Annotated in this window: 23 protein-coding genes; 12 read left to right on the top strand and 11 right to left on the bottom strand. The window is 74.7% G+C overall.

Translation table 11 applies throughout. From position 1 onward, the window contains the following. Window positions 1-32: 32 nt before the first annotated feature. The 3 genes from CO540_RS16745 to CO540_RS16735 form a co-directional block, all read right to left on the bottom strand. A complete protein-coding gene (locus CO540_RS16745) occupies window positions 33-1322 on the bottom strand; it encodes a YibE/F family protein (protein ID WP_099162774.1) in 1290 nt (429 codons plus the stop codon). A 143-nt stretch (window positions 1323-1465) separates the two neighbouring features. Next, window positions 1466-1645, bottom strand: a complete 180-nt coding sequence (locus CO540_RS16740) for an SHOCT domain-containing protein (protein ID WP_246247961.1) — start codon at window positions 1643-1645, stop codon at window positions 1466-1468. A gap of 156 nt (window positions 1646-1801) precedes the next feature. After that, window positions 1802-2101, bottom strand: coding sequence for a metal-sensitive transcriptional regulator (locus CO540_RS16735; RefSeq protein WP_091583077.1), 300 nt, complete (start codon window positions 2099-2101; stop codon window positions 1802-1804). Window positions 2102-2182: 81 nt separating this feature from the next. Here CO540_RS16735 and CO540_RS16730 point away from each other — a divergent pair, with 81 nt between their 5' ends. The 4 genes from CO540_RS16730 (at window position 2183) to CO540_RS16715 (ending at window position 5898) form a co-directional block, all read left to right on the top strand. After that, the gene (locus CO540_RS16730; RefSeq protein ID WP_091583071.1) at window positions 2183-2389 is read left to right on the top strand and encodes a heavy-metal-associated domain-containing protein; all 207 of its coding nucleotides are present in this window, start codon (window positions 2183-2185) and stop codon (window positions 2387-2389) included. Between the two features lie 34 nt (window positions 2390-2423). Then, window positions 2424-3383, top strand: coding sequence for a hypothetical protein (locus CO540_RS16725; protein WP_099162773.1), 960 nt, complete (start codon window positions 2424-2426; stop codon window positions 3381-3383). A 16-nt stretch (window positions 3384-3399) separates the two neighbouring features. Next, window positions 3400-5655: a cation-translocating P-type ATPase gene (locus CO540_RS16720; protein WP_099162772.1), complete on the top strand. Its 2256-nt coding sequence runs from the start codon at window positions 3400-3402 to the stop codon at window positions 5653-5655. Window positions 5656-5724: 69 nt separating this feature from the next. Further along, on the top strand, window positions 5725-5898 hold the full coding sequence (locus CO540_RS16715; protein ID WP_013283784.1) for a CsbD family protein: 174 nt from the start codon (window positions 5725-5727) through the stop codon (window positions 5896-5898). Between the two features lie 58 nt (window positions 5899-5956). Here CO540_RS16715 and CO540_RS16710 read toward each other — a convergent pair whose 3' ends face one another. From CO540_RS16710 to CO540_RS16695, 4 genes are all read right to left on the bottom strand, one after another. Further along, complete coding sequence (locus CO540_RS16710; RefSeq protein WP_099162771.1) at window positions 5957-6592, bottom strand: dihydrofolate reductase family protein; 636 nt, start codon at window positions 6590-6592, stop codon at window positions 5957-5959. A 29-nt stretch (window positions 6593-6621) separates the two neighbouring features. Continuing rightward, window positions 6622-7866, bottom strand: a complete 1245-nt coding sequence (locus CO540_RS16705) for an RNA polymerase sigma factor (protein WP_099162770.1) — start codon at window positions 7864-7866, stop codon at window positions 6622-6624. After that, the gene (locus CO540_RS16700; RefSeq protein ID WP_253866747.1) at window positions 7863-8222 is read right to left on the bottom strand and encodes a YciI family protein; all 360 of its coding nucleotides are present in this window, start codon (window positions 8220-8222) and stop codon (window positions 7863-7865) included. The genes CO540_RS16705 and CO540_RS16700 overlap by 4 nt, the downstream gene beginning before the upstream one ends. A gap of 99 nt (window positions 8223-8321) precedes the next feature. Then, on the bottom strand, window positions 8322-9512 hold the full coding sequence (locus CO540_RS16695) for a DUF2786 domain-containing protein (protein WP_099162768.1): 1191 nt from the start codon (window positions 9510-9512) through the stop codon (window positions 8322-8324). 138 nt (window positions 9513-9650) lie between these two features. Between CO540_RS16695 and CO540_RS16690 the strand changes: the two genes are divergently transcribed. The 5 genes from CO540_RS16690 to CO540_RS16670 all read left to right on the top strand — a co-directional run bounded on the left by CO540_RS16690 (window position 9651) and on the right by CO540_RS16670 (window position 14010). After that, a complete protein-coding gene (locus CO540_RS16690) occupies window positions 9651-10496 on the top strand; it encodes a DUF3152 domain-containing protein (protein ID WP_099162767.1) in 846 nt (281 codons plus the stop codon). A gap of 39 nt (window positions 10497-10535) precedes the next feature. Next, window positions 10536-11198, top strand: a complete 663-nt coding sequence (locus CO540_RS16685) for a response regulator transcription factor (RefSeq protein WP_099162766.1) — start codon at window positions 10536-10538, stop codon at window positions 11196-11198. 1 nt (window position 11199) lies between these two features. Continuing rightward, entirely contained in the window at window positions 11200-12390 is a 1191-nt protein-coding gene (locus CO540_RS16680) for a cell wall metabolism sensor histidine kinase WalK (protein WP_099162765.1), read from the top strand. A 92-nt stretch (window positions 12391-12482) separates the two neighbouring features. Continuing rightward, the gene (locus CO540_RS16675; protein ID WP_099162764.1) at window positions 12483-12986 is read left to right on the top strand and encodes a DUF2231 domain-containing protein; all 504 of its coding nucleotides are present in this window, start codon (window positions 12483-12485) and stop codon (window positions 12984-12986) included. 46 nt (window positions 12987-13032) lie between these two features. Next, window positions 13033-14010, top strand: a complete 978-nt coding sequence (locus CO540_RS16670; RefSeq protein WP_091584263.1) for an aldo/keto reductase — start codon at window positions 13033-13035, stop codon at window positions 14008-14010. 82 nt (window positions 14011-14092) lie between these two features. Here the strand turns inward: CO540_RS16670 and CO540_RS16665 are convergent, their stop codons facing one another. Together CO540_RS16665 and CO540_RS16660 are read right to left on the bottom strand one after the other, a co-directional pair. After that, window positions 14093-14518, bottom strand: coding sequence for an ATP-binding protein (locus CO540_RS16665; protein WP_099162763.1), 426 nt, complete (start codon window positions 14516-14518; stop codon window positions 14093-14095). Window positions 14519-14596: 78 nt separating this feature from the next. Next, on the bottom strand, window positions 14597-15343 hold the full coding sequence (locus CO540_RS16660) for a cyclopropane-fatty-acyl-phospholipid synthase family protein (protein ID WP_099162762.1): 747 nt from the start codon (window positions 15341-15343) through the stop codon (window positions 14597-14599). Window positions 15344-15617: 274 nt separating this feature from the next. Between CO540_RS16660 and CO540_RS16655 the strand changes: the two genes are divergently transcribed. Together CO540_RS16655 and CO540_RS16650 are read left to right on the top strand one after the other, a co-directional pair. Then, a complete protein-coding gene (locus CO540_RS16655; protein ID WP_099164794.1) occupies window positions 15618-16652 on the top strand; it encodes a PHB depolymerase family esterase in 1035 nt (344 codons plus the stop codon). A gap of 67 nt (window positions 16653-16719) precedes the next feature. After that, window positions 16720-16938 (top strand): hypothetical protein, encoded by a 219-nt coding sequence (locus tag CO540_RS16650; protein WP_091584256.1) that lies wholly within the window; start codon window positions 16720-16722, stop codon window positions 16936-16938. 14 nt (window positions 16939-16952) lie between these two features. Here CO540_RS16650 and CO540_RS16645 read toward each other — a convergent pair whose 3' ends face one another. Both CO540_RS16645 and CO540_RS16640 read right to left on the bottom strand, forming a co-directional pair. After that, the gene (locus CO540_RS16645; protein WP_099162761.1) at window positions 16953-17660 is read right to left on the bottom strand and encodes a GAF and ANTAR domain-containing protein; all 708 of its coding nucleotides are present in this window, start codon (window positions 17658-17660) and stop codon (window positions 16953-16955) included. Between the two features lie 158 nt (window positions 17661-17818). Further along, window positions 17819-18208 carry an STAS domain-containing protein gene (locus CO540_RS16640; RefSeq protein ID WP_253865985.1) on the bottom strand — a complete coding sequence of 130 codons (390 nt, stop codon included), beginning with the start codon at window positions 18206-18208 and terminating at the stop codon, window positions 17819-17821. 275 nt (window positions 18209-18483) lie between these two features. Between CO540_RS16640 and CO540_RS16635 the strand changes: the two genes are divergently transcribed. Then, window positions 18484-19185: an ANTAR domain-containing protein gene (locus tag CO540_RS16635; protein WP_091583022.1), complete on the top strand. Its 702-nt coding sequence runs from the start codon at window positions 18484-18486 to the stop codon at window positions 19183-19185. Window positions 19186-19230: the final 45 nt, after the last annotated feature.

Genomic DNA, 19230 nt, shown 5'->3' with positions numbered 1-19230 from the left:
GCGTTTGGAATCGGCCGTCACGCTGCGCAGTGTCACCATGCGGCCTCCGTGCTCCTGCCCCCGCCGGACCGGCCCTCGCCGAGCGCCTCCCACGCGTCCTCCCGGGGCGACGGCGGCCGGGGCGTCGCGGGTCCGGCGGCCCGCCCGGCGCGACCGGCGGTGGTCACGACCGCGGCCAGCGCGGTGGTCAGCGGTACGGCGGCGATCAGGCCGAGCGTGGCCACCGCGCTACGGACGATCTCCTGGGCGAGGAACTCGCTGGTGAGCAGCTGACCCACCGGGCGGGAGTCGGCGACCAGCAGGAGCAGCAGCGGCAGCGAGGCGCCCGCGTACGCCAGCACGATGGTGTTGACGGTGGACGCGATGTGCGCCCGGCCCACCCGGGTGGCCGCCCGGTAGAGCTGCCGTCGGGACAGCCCCGGGTTGGCGTGCGCCAGCTCGGTGACGGTGGCCGCCTGGGTGACGGTGACGTCGTCCAGCACGCCGAGCGAACCGATGATGATGCCGGCCAGCAGCAGTCCGTGCAGGTCCACGTCACCCTGGAACATCGACAGCGTGGTGGCGTCCTCGCTGCCGAAGCCGGTCAGGTGGGTGGCGGCGGTGGCCACCGTGCCCAGCACTCCGGTGATCACCAGGCTGCCGAGCGTGCCCAGCACCGCCACCGACGTCTGCGCGGTGATCCCGTGGGTCAGGTAGAGCACCACGAACATGATCAGTGCGGCGCCGACGATCGCCACCAGCAGCGGCGACTGCCCGGCGCCGATGCCGGGGAGCACGAAGCCGAGCAGGATGGCGAAGCTGGCCACCAGCCCGCCCAGCGCGGCCAGCCCGCGCCAGCGGCCGAACGCCACGATCGCGGCGGCGAAGAGGGCCACCAGCCAGATCAGCGGCGTACCGCGCTGGTGCTCGGCGATGTTGTAGGTCTTCACCGACGGGTCGCCCGGGTCGACCAGCTCGACCAGGATCACCTCGTCACCGACCGCGACCCGGGGCGCGCCGGGTCCGGTGGGGACCGGCGTCTCGACCTGCCGGCCCGCGTCCGGCCCCTGCTCGGCGGCGACGGTCACGGTGCCGCAGGGGCCGCCGGTGTCGCCCTCGGGCGACTCGGGCGTGGGCGGGCAGGGCTCGGTCACCACCCGGGTCACCGTGCCGTGGTAGCGCGGCACGTCCGCGCCGCCGTCCACCGGGTCGCGGTCCGCCCGGGGCCAGAGCACCAGCGCCGCGATCACGGTGAGCACGAAGAGCGGCACCACGGTGGCGATCAGGAGCCGGCGTACGCCCGGCGGCGCGGCGGCTGCGGGACGGGTGTGATCGGCGCCCACGGCGTCTCTCCCAACGGTCGCGGCGGAACCGGGTCACCGGACCGGTCGGGTCACCGGGGCCGGCGCGGACGCGTGGGGATCACGCCCGGGTCGTCGCCCGGCCATGGTATCCAGGGCGGCCCGCGCCGCCGGTGGACGCCGGATCAGGCCAGGCCGGCGCGTCGACGTCGGTAGTCGTCCTCGTCGATCTCGCCGCGGGCGTACCGCTCGTCGAGAATGCGCCGGGCCGTGCCGGGCGACGCGCGGTCCGGGCCGGGCATCCGCACCACGAACCAGACGAGCCCCGCCAGCACCGCCAGCACCAGCAGGGACCAGATCCACATCCAGCCCATCATCGGGCCCGACCACATCATCCGGCCGCCCTCCGTCCGTCGGCTCCGGGGCGGCGCGACCGCCGGCCCCGGCCACCTCGACGGTATGTCTCCCGGCCGGTCGGCGGACCGGGTCGGGCGGCCCGTTCCGGGGGTCGGAGGTCCCGGTCAGCCGCGCTTCATCAGGCGGCCGACGGCGGCCATCATCTCGGACGCCATCTCGTCGGCCCGGCCCTCGGCGGCCCCCTCGTGCATGCAGTGCCGGGCGTGCCCGTCCAGCAGGCCCAGGCCGACCTTGTCCAGCGCGGCCTGGATGGCCGAGATCTGGGTCAGCACGTCGATGCAGTAGCGGTCGTCCTCGACCATCTTCTCGATGCCCCGGACCTGACCCTCGATGCGGCGGAGCCGGGCGAGGAGCTGGTCCTTGCTGGCGGTGTAGCCCCGGGTCGGGGTGGGCGGCGTGGTCATGAGATCGAGGATAGCGTACCCCTCGGGGGTATGCTAACGTGCCATGAGTACCCCAGGGGGGTATGGGATCGGAGGGACGCGATGGAGACCACCTACCAGGTGCGGGGCATGACCTGCGGGCACTGCGTCACCGCGGTGAGCACCGAGCTGAGCGCACTGCCGGACGTCACCGACGTCCAGATCGACCTGGCCACCGGCCGGGTCACCGTCACCAGCCGGAGCCCGCTGGATGCGGACGCCGTACGCGCCGCCGTGGACGAGGCCGGTTACGACCTCGTCGGGGCGTGACGGGTCCGCGGACCCGACGACACGAGGAGACACCATGAACACGGCGACGAAGCTGAGCGGCTTCGCCCTCGGCCTCGTGGCGGTGTTCGGCGCGGCGTACGGGATCGGTCACGTGGCCGGTCCCGACTCCCCGGCCGCCGACACCCGCCACGACGACACCGACGCCGGCCACGGCGACCAGGGTCACGCCGGGGAGGCGGCCGCCCGCCTGCCCGGCGGGCTGCTCGTCTCCGAGCGCGGCTACACGTTCCAGCCGACGGCTGCGCCCGAGGGGCAGTTCGCGTTCCGGATCACCGGCCCGGACGGCCGGCCGGTCACCCGCTACGACGTGGCCCACGACAAGCGCATGCACCTGATCGTCGCCCGCCGCGACCTCTCCGGCTTCCGGCACGTGCACCCGGAGCTGGCCGACGACGGCACCTGGCGGGTCGCCTCACCGCTCGCCGGGCCGGGCGTGTGGCGGGCGTTCGCCGACTTCACCCCGACCGGCGGGGAGCCGTTGACGCTCGGCGTCGACGTCACCGTCCCCGGCACGCTGGCCGCGCGACCGTTGCCGCCACCGGCCACCAGCACCACGGTCGACGGCTACACTGTCACGCTCACCGGCGCGCCGGAGCCCGGCCGCACCAGCCGGCTCACGCTCTCGGTCAGCCGGGACGGCCGGCCGGTCACCGACCTCCAGCCCTACCTCGGGGCGTACGGCCACCTGGTGGCGCTGCGCCAGGGTGACCTGGCCTACCTGCACGTGCACCCGGAGGGCACGCCCGGCGACGGGCGCACGCCGGCCGGACCGGCGATCACGTTCGCGGCCGAGGTGCCGTCGGCCGGGGCGTACCGTCTCTACCTGGACTTCCGGCACGGCGACGCGGTGCACACCGCCGAGTTCACCGTCGTGGCCGGCGACCAGGCCCCGCCGGCGCCCACCGGGCCGGCGACCACCACCGCACCGACCCCGGACGCCGGACACGGCACCCCGGGGCACGGGCACAGTTGACCGGGGAGGTGCCGCGATGACCACCACGGGAAAGACGCTTCCGACCGCGCCGAACCTGATCGAACTCGCGATCGGCGGCATGACCTGCGCGTCGTGCGCCGCCCGGATCGAGAAGAAGCTCAACCGGATGGACGGCGTCGAGGCCACGGTGAACTACGCCACCGAGAAGGCCACCGTCCGGTACGCCGACGAGGTCACGCCGGACGACCTGATCGCCACCGTGGAGAAGACCGGCTACACGGCCGCGGTGCCGCCGCCGCCCGCCCGGGCGGACGCGACCATGAGCGCCGAGCCGGTGGACGAACTGCGCGGGGCGCGTACCCGGTTGTGGGTCTCGGCGGTGCTGACCCTGCCGGTGATCGTGCTGGCCATGGTGCCGGCCTGGCAGTTCGACCACTGGCAGTGGGCCTCGCTCACGCTGGCCGCTCCGGTGGTGGTGTGGGGCGGGCTGCCGTTCCACCGGGCCGCGCTGGTCAACCTGCGCCACGGCGCGGCGACCATGGACACCCTGGTCTCGCTCGGCACGCTGGCCGCGTTCGGCTGGTCGCTCTGGGCGCTCTTCCTCGGCGACGCGGGTATGCCCGGGATGACGCACCCGTTCCGCTTCGACATCACCCGGGGCGACGGCGCCGGCAACATCTACCTGGAGGCCGCCGCCGGGGTGACCGTCTTCATCCTGGCCGGGCGTTACTTCGAGGCCCGTGCCAAGCGCACCGCCGGCTCCGCCCTGCGTGCCCTGCTCGAACTGGGCGCGAAGGACGTGGCGGTGCTGCGCGGCGGGCAGGAGACCCGGATCCCGGTCGACCAGCTCGCGGTCTCCGACCGGTTCGTGGTCCGGCCCGGGGAGAAGGTCGCCACCGACGGGGTGGTCGAGGAGGGCACCTCCGCGGTCGACGCCAGCATGCTCACCGGCGAGTCGGTGCCGGTCGAGGTCGGGCCGGGCGACGCCGTGGTGGGCGCGACCGTCAACGCCGGTGGCCGGCTGGTGGTCCGCGCCACCCGGATCGGCGGGGACACCCAGCTCGCCCAGATGGCCCGGCTGGTGGAGCAGGCGCAGACCGGCAAGGCGGCCGTGCAGCGGCTGGCCGACCGGATCTCCGGGGTCTTCGTGCCGATCGTGATCGCCCTGGCCGCCGGCACGCTGGGCTGGTGGCTCGGCACCGGCGCCGGTCCTACCGCCGCGTTCACCGCCGCCGTGGCCGTCCTGATCATCGCCTGCCCCTGCGCGCTCGGCCTGGCCACCCCGACCGCGCTGCTGGTCGGCACCGGGCGCGGCGCGCAGCTCGGCGTGCTGATCAAGGGGCCGGAGGTGCTGGAGTCGACCCGACAGGTCGACACCGTGGTGCTGGACAAGACCGGCACCGTCACCACCGGGCGGATGGCGCTGGCCGAGGTGCTGCCCGCCGACGGCGAGGACGCCGGGGAACTGCTCCGGCTGGCCGGCGCGCTGGAGGCGGCCTCCGAGCACCCGATCGCCCGGGCGGTGGCCGAGGCGGCGGTCGAGGCCGGGCCGCTGCCGGCCGTCACCGACTTCGCCAACGCCGAGGGGCTCGGCGTGACCGGCACGGTCGACGGCCGCAGCGTGGTGGTCGGTCGGGCGCGGCTGCTGGGGGAGCGCGGTCTCGTCGTACCCGAGGAGGTCGCGCGGGCGGCGACCGGCGCGGAGGCCGCCGGCCGCACGGCGGTCCTGGCCGGCTGGGACGGCCGGGCCCGGGGGGTGCTCGCGGTGGCCGACGCGGTGAAGCCGACCAGCCGGGCGGCGGTCGACCGGCTGCGCGACCTGGGGCTCACCCCGGTGCTGCTCACCGGCGACAACGCCACCGTGGCGCACGCGGTGGCCGCCGAGGTGGGCATCGACGAGGTGATCGCGGAGGTGCTGCCCGCCGACAAGGTGGCAGTGGTCGAGCGGCTCCAGGGCGAGGGTCGGGTGGTCGCCATGGTCGGCGACGGGGTCAACGACGCCGCCGCGCTGGCCCGGGCCGACCTCGGGCTGGCCATGGGCACCGGCACCGACGTGGCCATCGAGGCCGCCGACCTGACCCTGGTCCGGGGCGACCTGCGGGCCGCGGCGGACGCCATCCGGCTGTCCCGCCGCACCCTGGCGATCATCAAGGGCAACCTGTTCTGGGCGTTCGCCTACAACGTGGCGGCGCTGCCGCTGGCCGCAGCCGGGCTGCTCAACCCGATGCTCGCTGGCGCGGCGATGGCCTTCTCGTCGGTGTTCGTGGTGGCGAACAGCCTGCGTCTGCGGCGGTTCCGCCCGATCGGGTGACAGGTGATTGGGCCGGCGGCCGGCGGGGTAACCAGTTGTCGTCACGCAACTGCTGAGTGGAGGTTCACCATGGGTCTCGACGACAAGATCGACAACGCGTCCCAGGACACCGCGGGCAAGGTCAAGGAGGGCGTCGGCCGGGCGACCGACAACGAGCGCCTCGAGGCCGAGGGCCGCAACGACCAGGCCGGCGCCAAGCTCAAGCAGGCCGGCGAGAAGATCAAGGACGCCTTCAAGAGCTGACGTACGACTCGCACACCCCACCGGGCCGGCCTTCGCGCCGGCCCGGCGTGCGTGCGGGTCAGCGGCGTACCCGGTAGCGGATGTGGGTGACGGTGGGTGCGGCGACCACCCGCTCCTGCTCCAGGGTGACGTCCAGCGGCCCGTCGAACAGCGGCGTGCCGCCGCCCAGCACGATCGGCACCACGTGCAACCAGAGCGAGTCGAGCAGGCCCGCCGCCAGGTAGCCGCGTACTGTGCCGCCGCCTCCCGCCACACAGACGGACCGGTCACCGGCCGCCGCCCGGGCCCGCTCCAGCGCCGCCTCGATCCCGTCGGTGACGAAGTGGAACTCCGTGCCGCCCGCCATCGGCAGCGGTTCCCTCCGGTGGTGGGTCAGCACGAAGACCGGGACCCGGAACGGCGGGTCGTCCCCCCACCATCCGGTCCACCCGAGGTCCCACCGGCCCTCGCCGCCGCCGAACATGCGCCGGCCCATCACGTACGCGCCGACGCCCTCGATCATCTCCTCGACCAACTCGGCGTCGACGTCGCGCTCGCCGCCGTTCAGGCCGTGCTCCGCGCGCCAGCTCTCGGTGGCGAAGAGCCACTCGTGCAGCCGCAGGCCGCCACGCCCGAGCGGGTCCTGCAGGCTCTGCCCCGCGGCCGCCACATAGCCGTCCAACGACATCGACAGTTGACTGAAGACCTCTCCCATGACGGGTGGACCTCCCGGGACGCCGGAACTCATCGGTCGGCGGCCAGGCGGGCGGCCCGTACCTCCAGGTAGCGGCGCTCGGGCAGGCTGGTGGTGGCCCGTGCGGCGGCCAGGTAGGCGGCCCGGGCGGCGACGCGGTCGCCGGCCAGCTCGAGCAGGTGTGCCCGGACGGCGGCGAGCCGGTGGTGGCCGGCCGTGCGGTCGTCGGCATCCAGCGGCGCGAGCAGTGCGAGGCCGGCGCGGGGCCCGTCCACCATCGCCACCGCGACCGCCTGGTTCAGCGTGACCATCGGGTTCGGGGCGATCCGGGCCAGCACCCGGTAGAGCGCCACGATCTGCGGCCAGTCCGTGGTGGCGGCGGTGGGCGCCTCCGCGTGCACCGCCGCGATGGCCGCCTGCACCTGGTACGGGCCCGGCGCCGACCAGGTCAACGCCTCGGTCACCAGCGCGATGCCCTCGTCGATCCCGGCCCGGTCCCAGCGGGTGCGATCCTGCTCGGACAGCGGCACCAGCTCCCCGTCCGGGCCGGTGCGCGCCGCCCGGTGCGCGTCGGTGAGCAACATCAGGGCCAGCAGCCCGGCCACCTCGCCGTCGGTCGGGAGCAGCCGGTGCAGCTCCCGGGCCAGCCGGATCGCCTCCCCGGTCAGCTCGGCCCGGTGCAGCGCGTCGCCGCTGGACGCGGTGTAGCCCTCGTTGAAGATCAGGTAGAGCACGCGCAGCACCGCGCCCAGCCGCTCGTCCCGGTCGGCCGGCGAGGGCAGCGTGAAGCGCGCCCCGCTCGCCTCGATCCGCTGCTTGGCGCGGCGGATCCGCTGACTCATGGTGGCCTCCGGCACCAGGTACGCCCGTGCGATCTCGGCGGTGCTCAGGCCGCCCACCGCCCGCAGCGTGAGCGCCACCTGGGCATTCACCGGCAGTGCCGGGTGGCAGCAGAGAAGCAGCAGCCGCAGCGTGTCGTCGCCGCTCGGCGGCTCCTCGTCGGCGGCCGGCGCGACGGTGGCGTACGCGGGTTGCCGGACCGCCACCGCGACCTCGCGCTCCCGGCGGGCGTGCTCGCTGCGCCACTCGTCGGTGAGCCGGCGGGTCGCCACCGTGACCAGCCAGGACCGGGGGTGGTCCGGGACGCCCTGCGCCGGCCACTGGGTGGCGGCGGCCAGCAGCGCCTCCTGGACGGCGTCCTCGCAGGCGTAGAACTGGCCGTGCCGGCGCACGAGCACGCCGAGGACCTGCGGCGCCAGCGTGCGCAGCAGATCCTCGACCGCCCGGTCGGTCACATCTCCGTCCCGGCCTGCTCCATGACCGCGCGCACCTCCAGCACGCCGAAGCCGTGCCGCACGTCCGGCCAGCGGGCGGCGATCTCGGCGGCCCGCTCCGGGGTGTCGCAGTCCACCGTCAGGTAGCCGGCGAACTGCTCCTTGCTCTCCACGAACGGGCCGTCGGTGATCTCGGTGCCGCCGGCCGCCGCCCGCACCGTCCGGGCCTGCGACGGGTGGGCCAGCGCCTCCCCGCCGACCAGCTCACCGGACTCGGTCAGCTCCTTCATGATCTCGTCGACCTCGCCGAAGATCGCGGTGCGCTCCGCCTCGGACAGCTCCTCCACGAAGCCGGGCCGGTTCCAGATCAGCAGCATGTACTTCACGTCTCACTCCTCGGATCGGGGCCACCGTCGGTGGCGCCTCGCAGACGGGTCGGAGCCGGGCCGCCCGATCCGACATCATCGCCGAGAAAGTCAGCGGGCCCCGCGAAGCGGCCGGCGCGCCGGGGCGGTCGGGTCGAGGGAGGCGCGGTCGGCGGCGCTGGTGCCGGAGGTCCAGCCGTCCGCGTCGCGGACCTGGAGCCGGTGCCGGGTGGTGCCGGGGAAGAGCTGGTCCAGGCGCTCCCGGACGGCGTCCGAGCGGGCCGCGAGCACCGGCAGCAGACGGTCGTCGTCGCGCTCCTCGGCCGCCGCCGTGCTGGCCGCCCGCAACCGCTCGCCGATCCGCAGCGCGAACGCGTTGAGGAACGACTCGTCGTAGACCTTGGTGCGTCGTCCACCGGCCCGGCCGCGTTCCGTGCGCCCGCGCAGCATCGCGGCGGTGGCCTGCACCAGCAGCGAGGTGTGCAGCAGCTCCACCGCCGCCAGGTCGGCCGGGAAGCCGAGCACGGTGGCGAAGCCCAGGTCGTCGGACCAGACCGACTCGCACCGGTTCGCCGCCGCCACCTCCTGGATCAGCAGCGCCTTCGCCGCCGCGTACGGGGCGTCGGTGCCGAGGCGTACCCCGCCCGGGCGGTCCGGCCGGTCGGCAGCGGCGTCGAGCAACGCCGCGTCGATGCTGTGCCGGGCCATCAGCTCCTGCGCCTTGGCGGTGAACGCCTCCGCCTCCGCCGGGTAACCGGTCGACTCGGCCTTGGCCAGCAGCGCGCGTACCCGGTCGAGCATCCGGGAACCGGTGGCCGGGACGGCGGCGCGGGAGACGGCGGCCGAGCCGGGCGGCGGGCGCAGCGACGCGATCGGCGGCAGCCCCTCGACCAGGACGAGCGCGTCGACGGCATCGCGCAGGGCGGTGATCCGGTCGCCGTCGGCGCGGCGGTCCAGCCAGCCCGCGTCCGTGTCCCAGCGGGCGCCCAGGTCGGTGACCTGCTCGTCGAACCAGGCCGGGACCGGGTCCGGGAGCGTCCGCCGCTGGGCGGCCACGCCGTCGCGCAGCAGCCGGGCGCCGCGCGGGGTCAACCGGCGGACGGCGAGGCGGTCCAGGTCGACCGGTTGCCAGCCGCGCGGCCAGAGGCGGCCGACGGCCCGGGTGAGCCGGGCCAGCAGGGCCGCGTCGACGTCCGCGCCGGCGCCCACCACCAGCCGGTCGAGGGCCCGCTCGGCGGCGCGTACGTCGGTGCCGCGCGCCGCCGCGAGGGCGTCGTCGAGCAGCTGCTCGGCTGATGACACGGGTGGCTCCCCCTGAATCCGACAGGCGGCAGGTCGCTCACCCCACCACCGACGGTACCCGGCCCGCGGGTTCAACCGTCCGGCCCTGGCATCCGTACTCCTGCCCGGAGCGCGGGCGGGCGACGGACGGAGATCGACGTGGGCGGGTACGACCGGGGTCTGCACCGGCGGCGACGGCGGTCCCGGGCCGGCGTCCCGCTCCTGGTGGCGGCCCTCGTCGCGGCCGGTCTCGCGGCCGGCGGCGGATACGCCCTGCGCCGGCACCCGGACCTGCTGGCCTCGGCCGGCGTGGAGCGGACCGTGCCGGCGCAGGTGCCCGCCCCGCGCCCGACGGCGACGGCCGCCCCGGCGTCGCCGGTCCCGGCGGCCGGTCGGGTGCCGCCCGGCATCACCTACCCGCTGCGGGGTGGCGGCGGCTTCCGGACCGCCGACACCACCGGCGCGGTGGCCGGTCGCTCCGGTGAGCTGCTGCGCTACCGGGTCGCGGTCGAGGACGGCATCCGCAACGTGGACGTGGAACGCTTCGCCCGGGAGGTCGCCGCGACGCTGGCCGACCCGCGCGGCTGGACCGGGGACGGCCGGTGGCGGTTGCAGCGGGTGGGCCGGGACGGGCCGGCCGACTTCACCGTGCTGCTCACCACACCGCTGACCCGGGGTGGGCTCTGCGGCGACCCCACCGACCGCTACACCTCCTGCCGCAACGGCGACCGGGTCGTGATCAACGTGGCCCGCTGGGTGTACGGGGTGCCGCACGTGGCCGACCTCGACCTCTACCGGCAGTACCTGCTCAACCACGAGGTGGGCCATCGGCTGGGCCGGGGTCACGAGCGCTGCCCCGCCGCCGGCGGTCCGGCGCCGGTGATGGTGCAGCAGACGCTCGGGCTGCACGGCTGCGCACCCAACGCCTGGCCGCTGGTGGGCGGGGAGGCCCTGGTCGGCCCGTCCGGCCAGTACGACGACCCGATTCCGGCCGAGGACCACTGACCGGCCGGCGGGCCGTCCGCGCGGGTGAATACTGGCCGGGTGGAGAGCCCCACCCGCCTGCTGCTGGTCGAGGACGACCCGGCGCTGTCCGAGCTGCTGGCCGACCTGCTCGCCGACGAGGGGTACGCGGTGGACGTGGCCGGCGACGGGCATCTCGGCCTGCACCGGGCGCTGACCCGGGACTACCAGGTGATGGTGGTCGACCGGGGGCTGCCGGCGCTGGACGGCCTGGAGCTGGTCACCCGGCTCCGGGCGCACGGGGTGACCTGCCCGGTGCTGCTGCTCACCGCGCGGGGCGCGGTGGACGACCGGGTGGCCGGACTGGACGCCGGCGCCGAGGACTACCTCGTCAAGCCGTTCGAGGTGGCGGAGCTGCTGGCCCGGCTGCGCGCGCTGCGCCGCCGGCACCCGGCGGGAGCGGACTGGCTGCCGTTGGGCCGGGGCCGCCTCGACGTGGGCAACCGTCAGGTGGTCGACGGCGCCGCGGAGATCCCGCTCTCCGCCCGCGAGTTCGCCGTCCTGCACGCGCTCGCCGGGCGGCCCCGCAAGGTCTTCACCCGGGCCGAGCTGCTCAGCGCCGCCTTCGACCGGGCCGACGCGCCGGGCAGCGTGGACGCCTGCGTCCACCACCTGCGCCGCAAGCTGGGCCGCGACGCCGTCCGCACGGTGCACGGGCTGGGCTACCGGCTCGGGGGCGGCTGAGGTGGACGAGGCCCGGCTCGCCCGCGCCCGCCGGCACAGCGTGGTCCAGACCGCCGGGGCGATCGGGCTGGTCCTGCTGCTGGTGGGCACGCTGATGTTCGTGCTGACCAGTCGGCAGGAGTCGCGGGCCCTGGACGACGAGCTGACCCGGGTGCTGGCCGCGGCCGAGGACGTGGACGATCCCCCGCCCGGACAGTTCCTGGCGCTGCGGCGTCCCGGCGGCACGGCCGTCGAGGTGACCCCCGGGGCGTCGCCGGCGCTGACCCGGGTGCTCGACTCGGCGGTACGGCGTCCGCCCGGCCGCCACGACGCGTCCGCCGGCGACGACCGGCCGGTCCGGGTGGTGGTGCAGCGGCGGCCCGACGGCAGCGACTGGGCGGTCGCCGCCGACCTGGCCCCGCTTCGCCGCCGGCAGGGCCAGCTCGGTCTCGCCCTGCTGGTCGCCGAGCTGGCCGGGCTCGCCGGCGCGCTGGTCACGGCCACCCTGCTGGCGCGGCGGGCGGTCGCCCCGCTGGCCACCGCGCTGGGGATGCAGCGCCGGTTCGTGGCGGACGCCTCGCACGAGCTGCGCGCCCCGCTGACCGTGCTGCACACCCGGGCGCAACTGCTCGCCCGGCGGGCCCGCGACCGGCCGGCGGGGCGGCTGACCGGGGAGCTGGACCAGTTGGTGGCGGACACCCGGGCGCTCGGCGAGGTGGTCGAGGACCTGCTGGTGTCGGCCGCCGCGGAACACCAGCCGCTGCCGGACACCCAGGTCGACCTGGCCGAGGTCGCCCGCGAGGTGGTGGCGAGCATGTCCGCGTACGCCCGGGAGCGGGAGGTGGAGCTGCGGCTGGAGGCGGCCGGGCCGGCACCGGTGCGGGGTGCCCGCCCGGCCCTGCGGCGGGCGGTGACCGCGCTGGTGGACAACGCCCTCGGGCACGTGCCGCCGGGCGGGCACGTCACGGTGACCGTGGCCGGGCGCGACGGTCGGGTCGCCGCCGAGGTCGCCGACGACGGGGTCGGTCTGGACCCGACCGAGACGGACCGGCTCTTCGCCCGGTTCGCGCACGGCACGGCCGGCGCCGGCCGGCGGTTCGGTCTCGGCCTCGCCCTGGTCCAGCACGTGGCGCGGGCGCACCGGGGCACCGTCGAGGTGACCGGCGCGCCGGGTCGGGGCGCCACCTTCACGCTGCTGCTGCCGCCCGGCTGAGTTCCGGGCGGGCCGGCCGCAAGAACTTCGCAAGAAACGGCGGGCACTGTGAGGGCCGAACCGGCTTCCGCCCCGACCGCCGAGGAGACACCGTGCCCGACTCCGTGAACGGACTGCCGCTGCACCCGCTGGTGGTGCACGCCGTGGTGGTCCTGCTGCCACTGGCCGCGCTGGGCGTGGTCGCGCTGGCCGTACGACCGGCCTGGCGCGGGCGCTTCGGCTGGCTCGTCGTGCTGGTCGCCGCGCTGGCCACCGCCGCCGTCCCGCTCGCCACCGAGAGCGGGGAGAGCCTGGAACGGCGGGTCGGCGACCCGGGTCGGCACGCCGCGCTGGGCGACCAGTTGATCTGGTTCGCGTTGCCGCTGCTGGTGGCCGCGGTCGCACTGGTCTGGCTGCACCGGCGGGCGGACCGTCCGGCCGGGGACACCCGGACGGCCGGGCCGGGCGCGCTCGGCGTGGTCGTGGCCGTGCTCGCGGTGGTCGTGGCGGCGGCGAACCTGGTTCAGGTCTACCGGGTGGGCGACTCGGGTGCGAAGGCGGTCTGGGGCGACACCCCGGCAGCCACCGCCGGGTCCGGCGGCGAGGACGGCGACTGACCGCCACGCCCTGCGCTCCCCGCTCACCGGTGATGGGATGGACCCCATGGATTACGTCAAGTTCGGGTCCACCGGCCTGGAGGTGTCCCGGCTCTGCCTGGGCTGCATGAGCTACGGCGAGCCGAGCCGGGGCGGCCACCCGTGGTCGCTGCCGGAGGACGCCGCCCGCCCCTTCATCCAGCAGGCGCTGGAGCTGGGCGTCACCTTCTTCGACACCGCGAACGTCTACTCCGACGGCACCAGCGAGGAGATCGTCGGCCGGGCGCTGAAGGACTTCGCCCGCCGCGACGACGTGGTGATCGCGACCAAGGTGCACGGCCGGATGGGGCCGGGTCCGAACCGGGGCGGGTTGTCCCGCAAGCACATCATGAGCGAGATCGACGCGAGCCTGCGCCGGCTCGGCACCGACTACGTGGACCTCTACCAGATCCACCGCCTCGACCCGGGCACGCCGATCGAGGAGACGCTGGAGGCCCTGCACGACCTGGTCCGGGCCGGCAAGGTCCGCTACCTCGGCGCCTCGTCGATGTACGCGTGGCAGTTCGCCAAGGCGCTCTGGCTCGCCGAGCGGCACGGCTGGACCCGGTTCGTCTCGATGCAGAACCACTACAACCTGCTCTACCGGGAGGAGGAGCGGGAGATGCTGCCGCTCTGCCTCGACCAGGGCGTCGCGGTGATCCCGTGGAGCCCGCTGGCCCGAGGGCTGTTGACCCGGGACCCGCAGGAGCGGACCGCGCGGGCGGAGACCGACGAGTTCGGCCGCACGCTCTACGCGCGTACCGAGGAGCACGACCGGGCGGTGATCGACGCGGTGGCCCGGGTGGCCGAGCAGCGCGGTGTGCCGCGGGCCCAGGTGGCGCTGGCCTGGGTGGCCCGCAACCCGGCGGTGACCGCGCCGATCGTGGGCGCCACCAAGCCGCACCACCTGACCGACGCGGTGGCCGCGCTGGACCTGGAGCTGACCGACGAGGAGGTGGCGGCGCTGGAGGCGCCGTACGTCCCGCACCCGGTGGCGGGCTTCTAGACCGGCGGGTCCGTCGGCGGCTCGGCGTCGGGCGCCGGCGGGCCCACCCACCGCGCCGTCCCGTCGACCGGTCGTGGCCACCTCACCGGGAGAACGACGCCCAGATGTTCTTGGTGGTGGCGGTGGAGTACCAGCCGACGTCGAGCGAGATCGACTGGGCCAGGAACAGCCCTCGTCCGCCCGAGTCCAGCGGATGGATGTCGGACAGCTCCGGCACCGAGCTGACGTCGTGGTCGGCCACGTCGAGCAGGAAGCAGTCGTCGGTGGCGAGCAGCGTGACGATGGTGGGCGGTCGGCCGTGCCGGAGGGCGTTGCTGGCCAGCTCGGTGACGACGAGCAGGACCATGTGCGGCACCTCGTCCAGGTCCTCGCCCTGCACCAGCCCGTGCCGGTTCAGCGCGTCGCGCAGCGAGGCGCGGACGTCGCGCAGTTGCTCGGGGGTGTCGAGCACCCACCGCTCCAGCTCGGTGGCCTGTGGCGGCGGCGGCGAGGTGCGCAACTGTCCCATGATCTGGCTTTACCCTCCGTAGCGATCCGCTAAGCCCGGCCGGCGCGTGTCGACGCGTCGGCCGGGCGTCGGGCGGCGTCAGCGACGCAGCAGCGCGAAAACTCCCCAACCCAGATGTTCGCGTTGGAAGCGGACGTACCGCAGCGGGTCCTCGGTGAGCTCCCGCCGCAGCTCCGGGGCCAGTTCGTCGTCCGGGTTGGCGTCCAGCCAGCGGCGCAGGTTCAGCCAGTGCGCGGCGGCGTACCGGTCCCAGCTGTCCTGGTCGGCGAGGACCATCTCGACCAGGTCCCAGCCGCACTCGCCGAAGAGCGCGACCAGGCCGGGCAGGTCGCGGAACTCGTCCCGGGACCGGGCGTGCGACCCGACCACCGTCTCCTCGTCGGGCGGGTCGATCCGCCAGTACGGCTCGCCGACCAGCGCCATGCCGCCCGGCCGGAGTGCGCGGTCGAGCAGTTCCAGGGTGCCGGGGACGCCGCCGCCGATCCAGGTGGCGCCGACGCAGCAGGCCACGTCGACCGGACGCTCCGGGACGTACGCGGCGGCGTCGCCGTGCACGAACCGGACCCGGTCGGCGACGCCCAGCCCGGCGGCGCGGTCCCGGGCGGCGGCGGTGAAGACGGTGCTGATGTCGACCCCGGTGCCGGTGATCGCGTGGTCCCGGGCCCAGGTGCAGAGCAGTTCGCCCTTGCCGCTGCACAGGTCGAGCAGCTCGGCACCGGGCGTAAGTCTGATCGCCCGGCCGAGCGTGGCCAGTTTGGCCTCGTCGATCGGGTTGAGGACGCGGAGGTCACCCTCGCGGATGGTGAAGCTACGTGGCAGATCCATGGTGGTCGCTCCGATGGCAGAAGAGGGTTGCGGGCGGGTCGATCCGGTTCGGCGCGGTCGGCACGGGCACCAAAACACCCTCTTCACGGTCTCGGAGTGACGTCGTCCGGGACGCTAGCCCGCGCGGCGGCGACGATCCAGGAGTTTTCGGGGTGGTCGGCCCACACCGCCGCCTCGGGCGAGGTGTCGACGGTGCGGATATCTGCTGTGGTCAATGTCACGCTACGGTGCCGGCACGCCGGTCGTCCCACCGGCACTCCGACGGGAGAACACCATGAAGACACCGTGGAAGGCCGTCACCACCCTCGCCGCCGCACTCCTGCTCGTCCTGCCCGGCGGCGTCGCCGCCCGGGCCGCGACCACCCCCTGGACCAAGACGCCGGTCGCCGGTTCGCTGCGCTCGTACCCGGTCTCGGCCGTCTACGTCGCCGGGGTCTCCTCCGGCGGCTACATGGCCACCCAGCTCCAGGTCGCCTACTCGGCCCGCGTCCGGGGCGCGGCGATCTTCGCGGCCGGGCCCTACTACTGCGCGCAGAACACCATCCCGCAGGCGCTCTACGGCTGCGGCGACAACCTCTACCCGACGTACGTGGGCAACCTGGAGACGTACACCCGCGCCTGGGCCGGGTACGGCTGGATCGACGGCACCGGCAACCTCTCCGGCCAGCCGGTGTACGTCTACCACGGCAACAACGACGCCACCGTGAAGAAATCGGTCACCGACGACCTGGTCCGGTACTACCAGGACTTCGGCGCCAGCGTCCGCTACGACTCCGGCAGCGCCGCCGGGCACTCCTGGGTCACGCCCTACGGCACGGTCGGCTGCACCGCCACCGCCTCGCCGTACCTCGCCGACTGCGGCACCGACCCGCAGGGCGCCTTCCTCGGCAAGCTGCTCGGCTCGGTCGCCGCGCCGAACACCGGCCCGCTCGGCGGCACCCTGATCCGCTTCGGCCAGGACAGCTTCGCGGTCAACGGCTGGGCCAACGGCCTGAGCATGGACGGCAACGGCTTCGCGTACGTGCCCAGCTCCTGCGCCGCCGGCACCACCTGCCGACTGCTGGTGGCCCTGCACGGCTGCGCCCAGGGCTACGCCAAGGTCGGCACCGCGTTCGTCGACCGGGCCAACCTCAACCAGTACGCCGACACCAACCGGCTGATCGTGCTCTACCCCCAGGCGACCGCCACCCCGGTCAACCCGAACGGCTGCTGGGACTGGTGGGGATACCTCGGCGCCACGAACTACCCGATCAAGGGCGGTGCCCAGGTCGAGACCATCATGAACATGGTCCGACGGCTGGACGGCTGACCCCGGCGAGGTCCGGCCCGCGGATCTGGTGTGGGCCGGACCATACCGGCTGCGGTACGGTCACGTCATGGTGGTGGAGGAACACTGGTGGAACGGCGTCAGCAACCCGCGTGGTCGGCGCGACGTCTACATCCGCACCGACGGGAGCCAGTGGCAGGTGCAGGCGCAGATCGGCGGCGCCGCCGGCCGGTCCAAGATCCAGCAGTGCCCGAGCCGGGGCTCGGCGAGCATCCTCGCCGGGGCGTGGCGGGCGAGCGGCTCCGGCTGGCGCGCGATGCCGCGCTGACCGGCCACCGCCGCTCAGTCGCGACCGCCGTGCACCGCCCGGTCGACGAGTGACTCGGCGACCTCCCGCAGCTTCCGGTTGGAGTCCTGCGACACCCGGGCCAGGATGGCGAACGCCTCCTCGGCCGAGCACCGGCGCCGACCCATGATGCCCTTGGCCTGCTCGATCACGGCCCGGCTCTGCATCGCCTCCTGCATCTGCTGCGCCAGCGTGGCGGTGCTCTCGTAGAGGTGGACGTTGGCCAGCGCGATGGCGGCGTACCCGGCGAGCGTCTGCGCGAGGTCGACCTGCTCGTCGAAGACCCGCGGGGCCGCGCCGTAGATGTTGAGCGCCCCGACCATGGCCTCCTGGATGGGCAGGCCGATCGAGAGGGAACTCGCGGCGCCCGCCCGGTGGGCCCGGACCGCCCACTCCGGCCACCGGCTCTCCGCCGCCATGTCCGGCACCAGCATCGCGGCGCCGGTGGTCGCGGCGTCCAGGCATGGGCCCCGGCCCTGCTCGTACTGCCACTCGTCCAGCGTCAGGGCCAGCTCGCCGGTGTGCGCGGCGGTGTACGCCGTCGCGCCCTGGACCAGCGTGACCGAGACCTCGGCCGTGCCCGGGATCGCGTCCTTGGCGACCTGGGCGATGATCGACAACACCACGTCGACGTCGACCTCGTCGTACTTGATCCGTCCGAGTCTGATCAAGGCTGCGGCGAGGTCGGGGTGGGCCTGCGGCATGAGCTGTGACGTCCTTGTGGGAAGCGACGCCGTCGCCCCTGAACCGGGGGACGGCTGGTGGCGGGACGGCCCGCGACAACGGACCGTTGTCCCGATCCGGGAAGGATCGGGGCCGGCGCCGCTTCTTGACGCTCGTTCGTGACGCCCCGCTCGGGACGTCAGCTACCGGACAACTCTACGACCCCCGCTCCGCCGGGGGCGACCGGACGTGCCGGCCGGTGGTCGACCCCGTCCGGCGGGAGACGGGTGACGATCTCGAAGCCGGGAAGCGTGCCGGTGACGTCGAGCACGCGGCGCACCGCCCGCGAGGGACGGCACAGCACCAGCCGCCCGCCCCGCTCGCGCAGCAGCCGTCGGGCCCGCACCAGCGCCTCGGTGCCGTGCGCGCCGAAGAACGTGACCTCCGCGAGGTGGACCACCACCAACGGCGCCCGCACCCCGGCGACGTTCTCCAGCAGTTCGGCCAGCAGGTGCGCGTTGCTGAGGTCGACCTCGCCGGCGACCGAGACCGTGGTCACGTCCCCGTGGACCTCGCAGCTCAACCACATGATCGGCTCGTCCGGTCGCCACGATCCGGACGCGGTGGGAACGTGATGACGGCCGAAAACCGGCAAATCCTCCAACATGGCACCTCCCACACGACGAACTCGCGCGACGCTCCCGGCCGTGATGCGGCCGTGAGCGGGTGGAGGGCACATGTCTTGACCCGGTCTCCGACGTTACGTCGGTCCGCGCGGCTTCGCACGCCCGGGTTCCCGTGCCGGCGTCCGGCCCGGCGGGTAGCTTGGCGGTGACAGCCGTCACCGCATCGACAAGGATCGCCATGGCAGCCCCGAGCACGGACCCCGGCGAGGCGCTCGCCGAGCTGAGCCGGATCAGGCTGGACGAGGTGAGCCTGGAGGACGTCCTGCGGCGCGTCGCCGAGCTGGCCAACCAGACCGTCCCGGGCAGCGCCCACGTCACCGTGACGCTGGCCCAGGGCGGCCGGAACTCCAGCGCCGCCTGCACCAGCGACCTGGCCCGGCAACTCGACGAGTGGCAGTACCGGAACGAGCGGGGACCCTGCCTGGACGCCGCCGCCAGCGCGGCCAGCATCTCGCTGCCCGACCTGGCCGTGGAGGAGCGCTGGCCGGAGTGGGCCGCACACGCCCGGGCGGCGGGCATCGGCAGCTCGCTGTCGGTCGGGCTGCCGATCCAGGAGGCGGTCACCGGTGCGCTCAACATGTACGGTGTGGCCCCGCACGCCTTCGACAGCGTGGCCGTCCGCAGCGCCGAGAACTTCGCCGCGTACGCCGCCGTCGCGCTGGCCAACGCCCACCTCTACGACAGCGCCGCCACGCTGGCCCGGCAGATGCAGGAGGCGATGCGCAGCCGGGCGGTGATCGAGCAGGCCAAGGGCATCATCATGGGCGAACGGCGCTGCTCGGCGGACGAGGCGTTCGCGCTGCTGTCGAAGCTGTCCCAGGACGCCAACCGCAAGGTGCGCGAGGTCGCCGAGGCGCTGGTCGCGAACGCCGGCCGCTGAGTGCCCGCTGCGCCCTCCCGGCGTGCCGCAGGATTGCTCCGCCGG

The organism is Micromonospora sp. WMMA2032 (assembly GCF_002688545.1).
GTDB classification, from domain to species: domain Bacteria; phylum Actinomycetota; class Actinomycetes; order Mycobacteriales; family Micromonosporaceae; genus Micromonospora; species Micromonospora sediminicola.
This window is presented reverse-complemented; position numbering and strand designations above follow the sequence as displayed.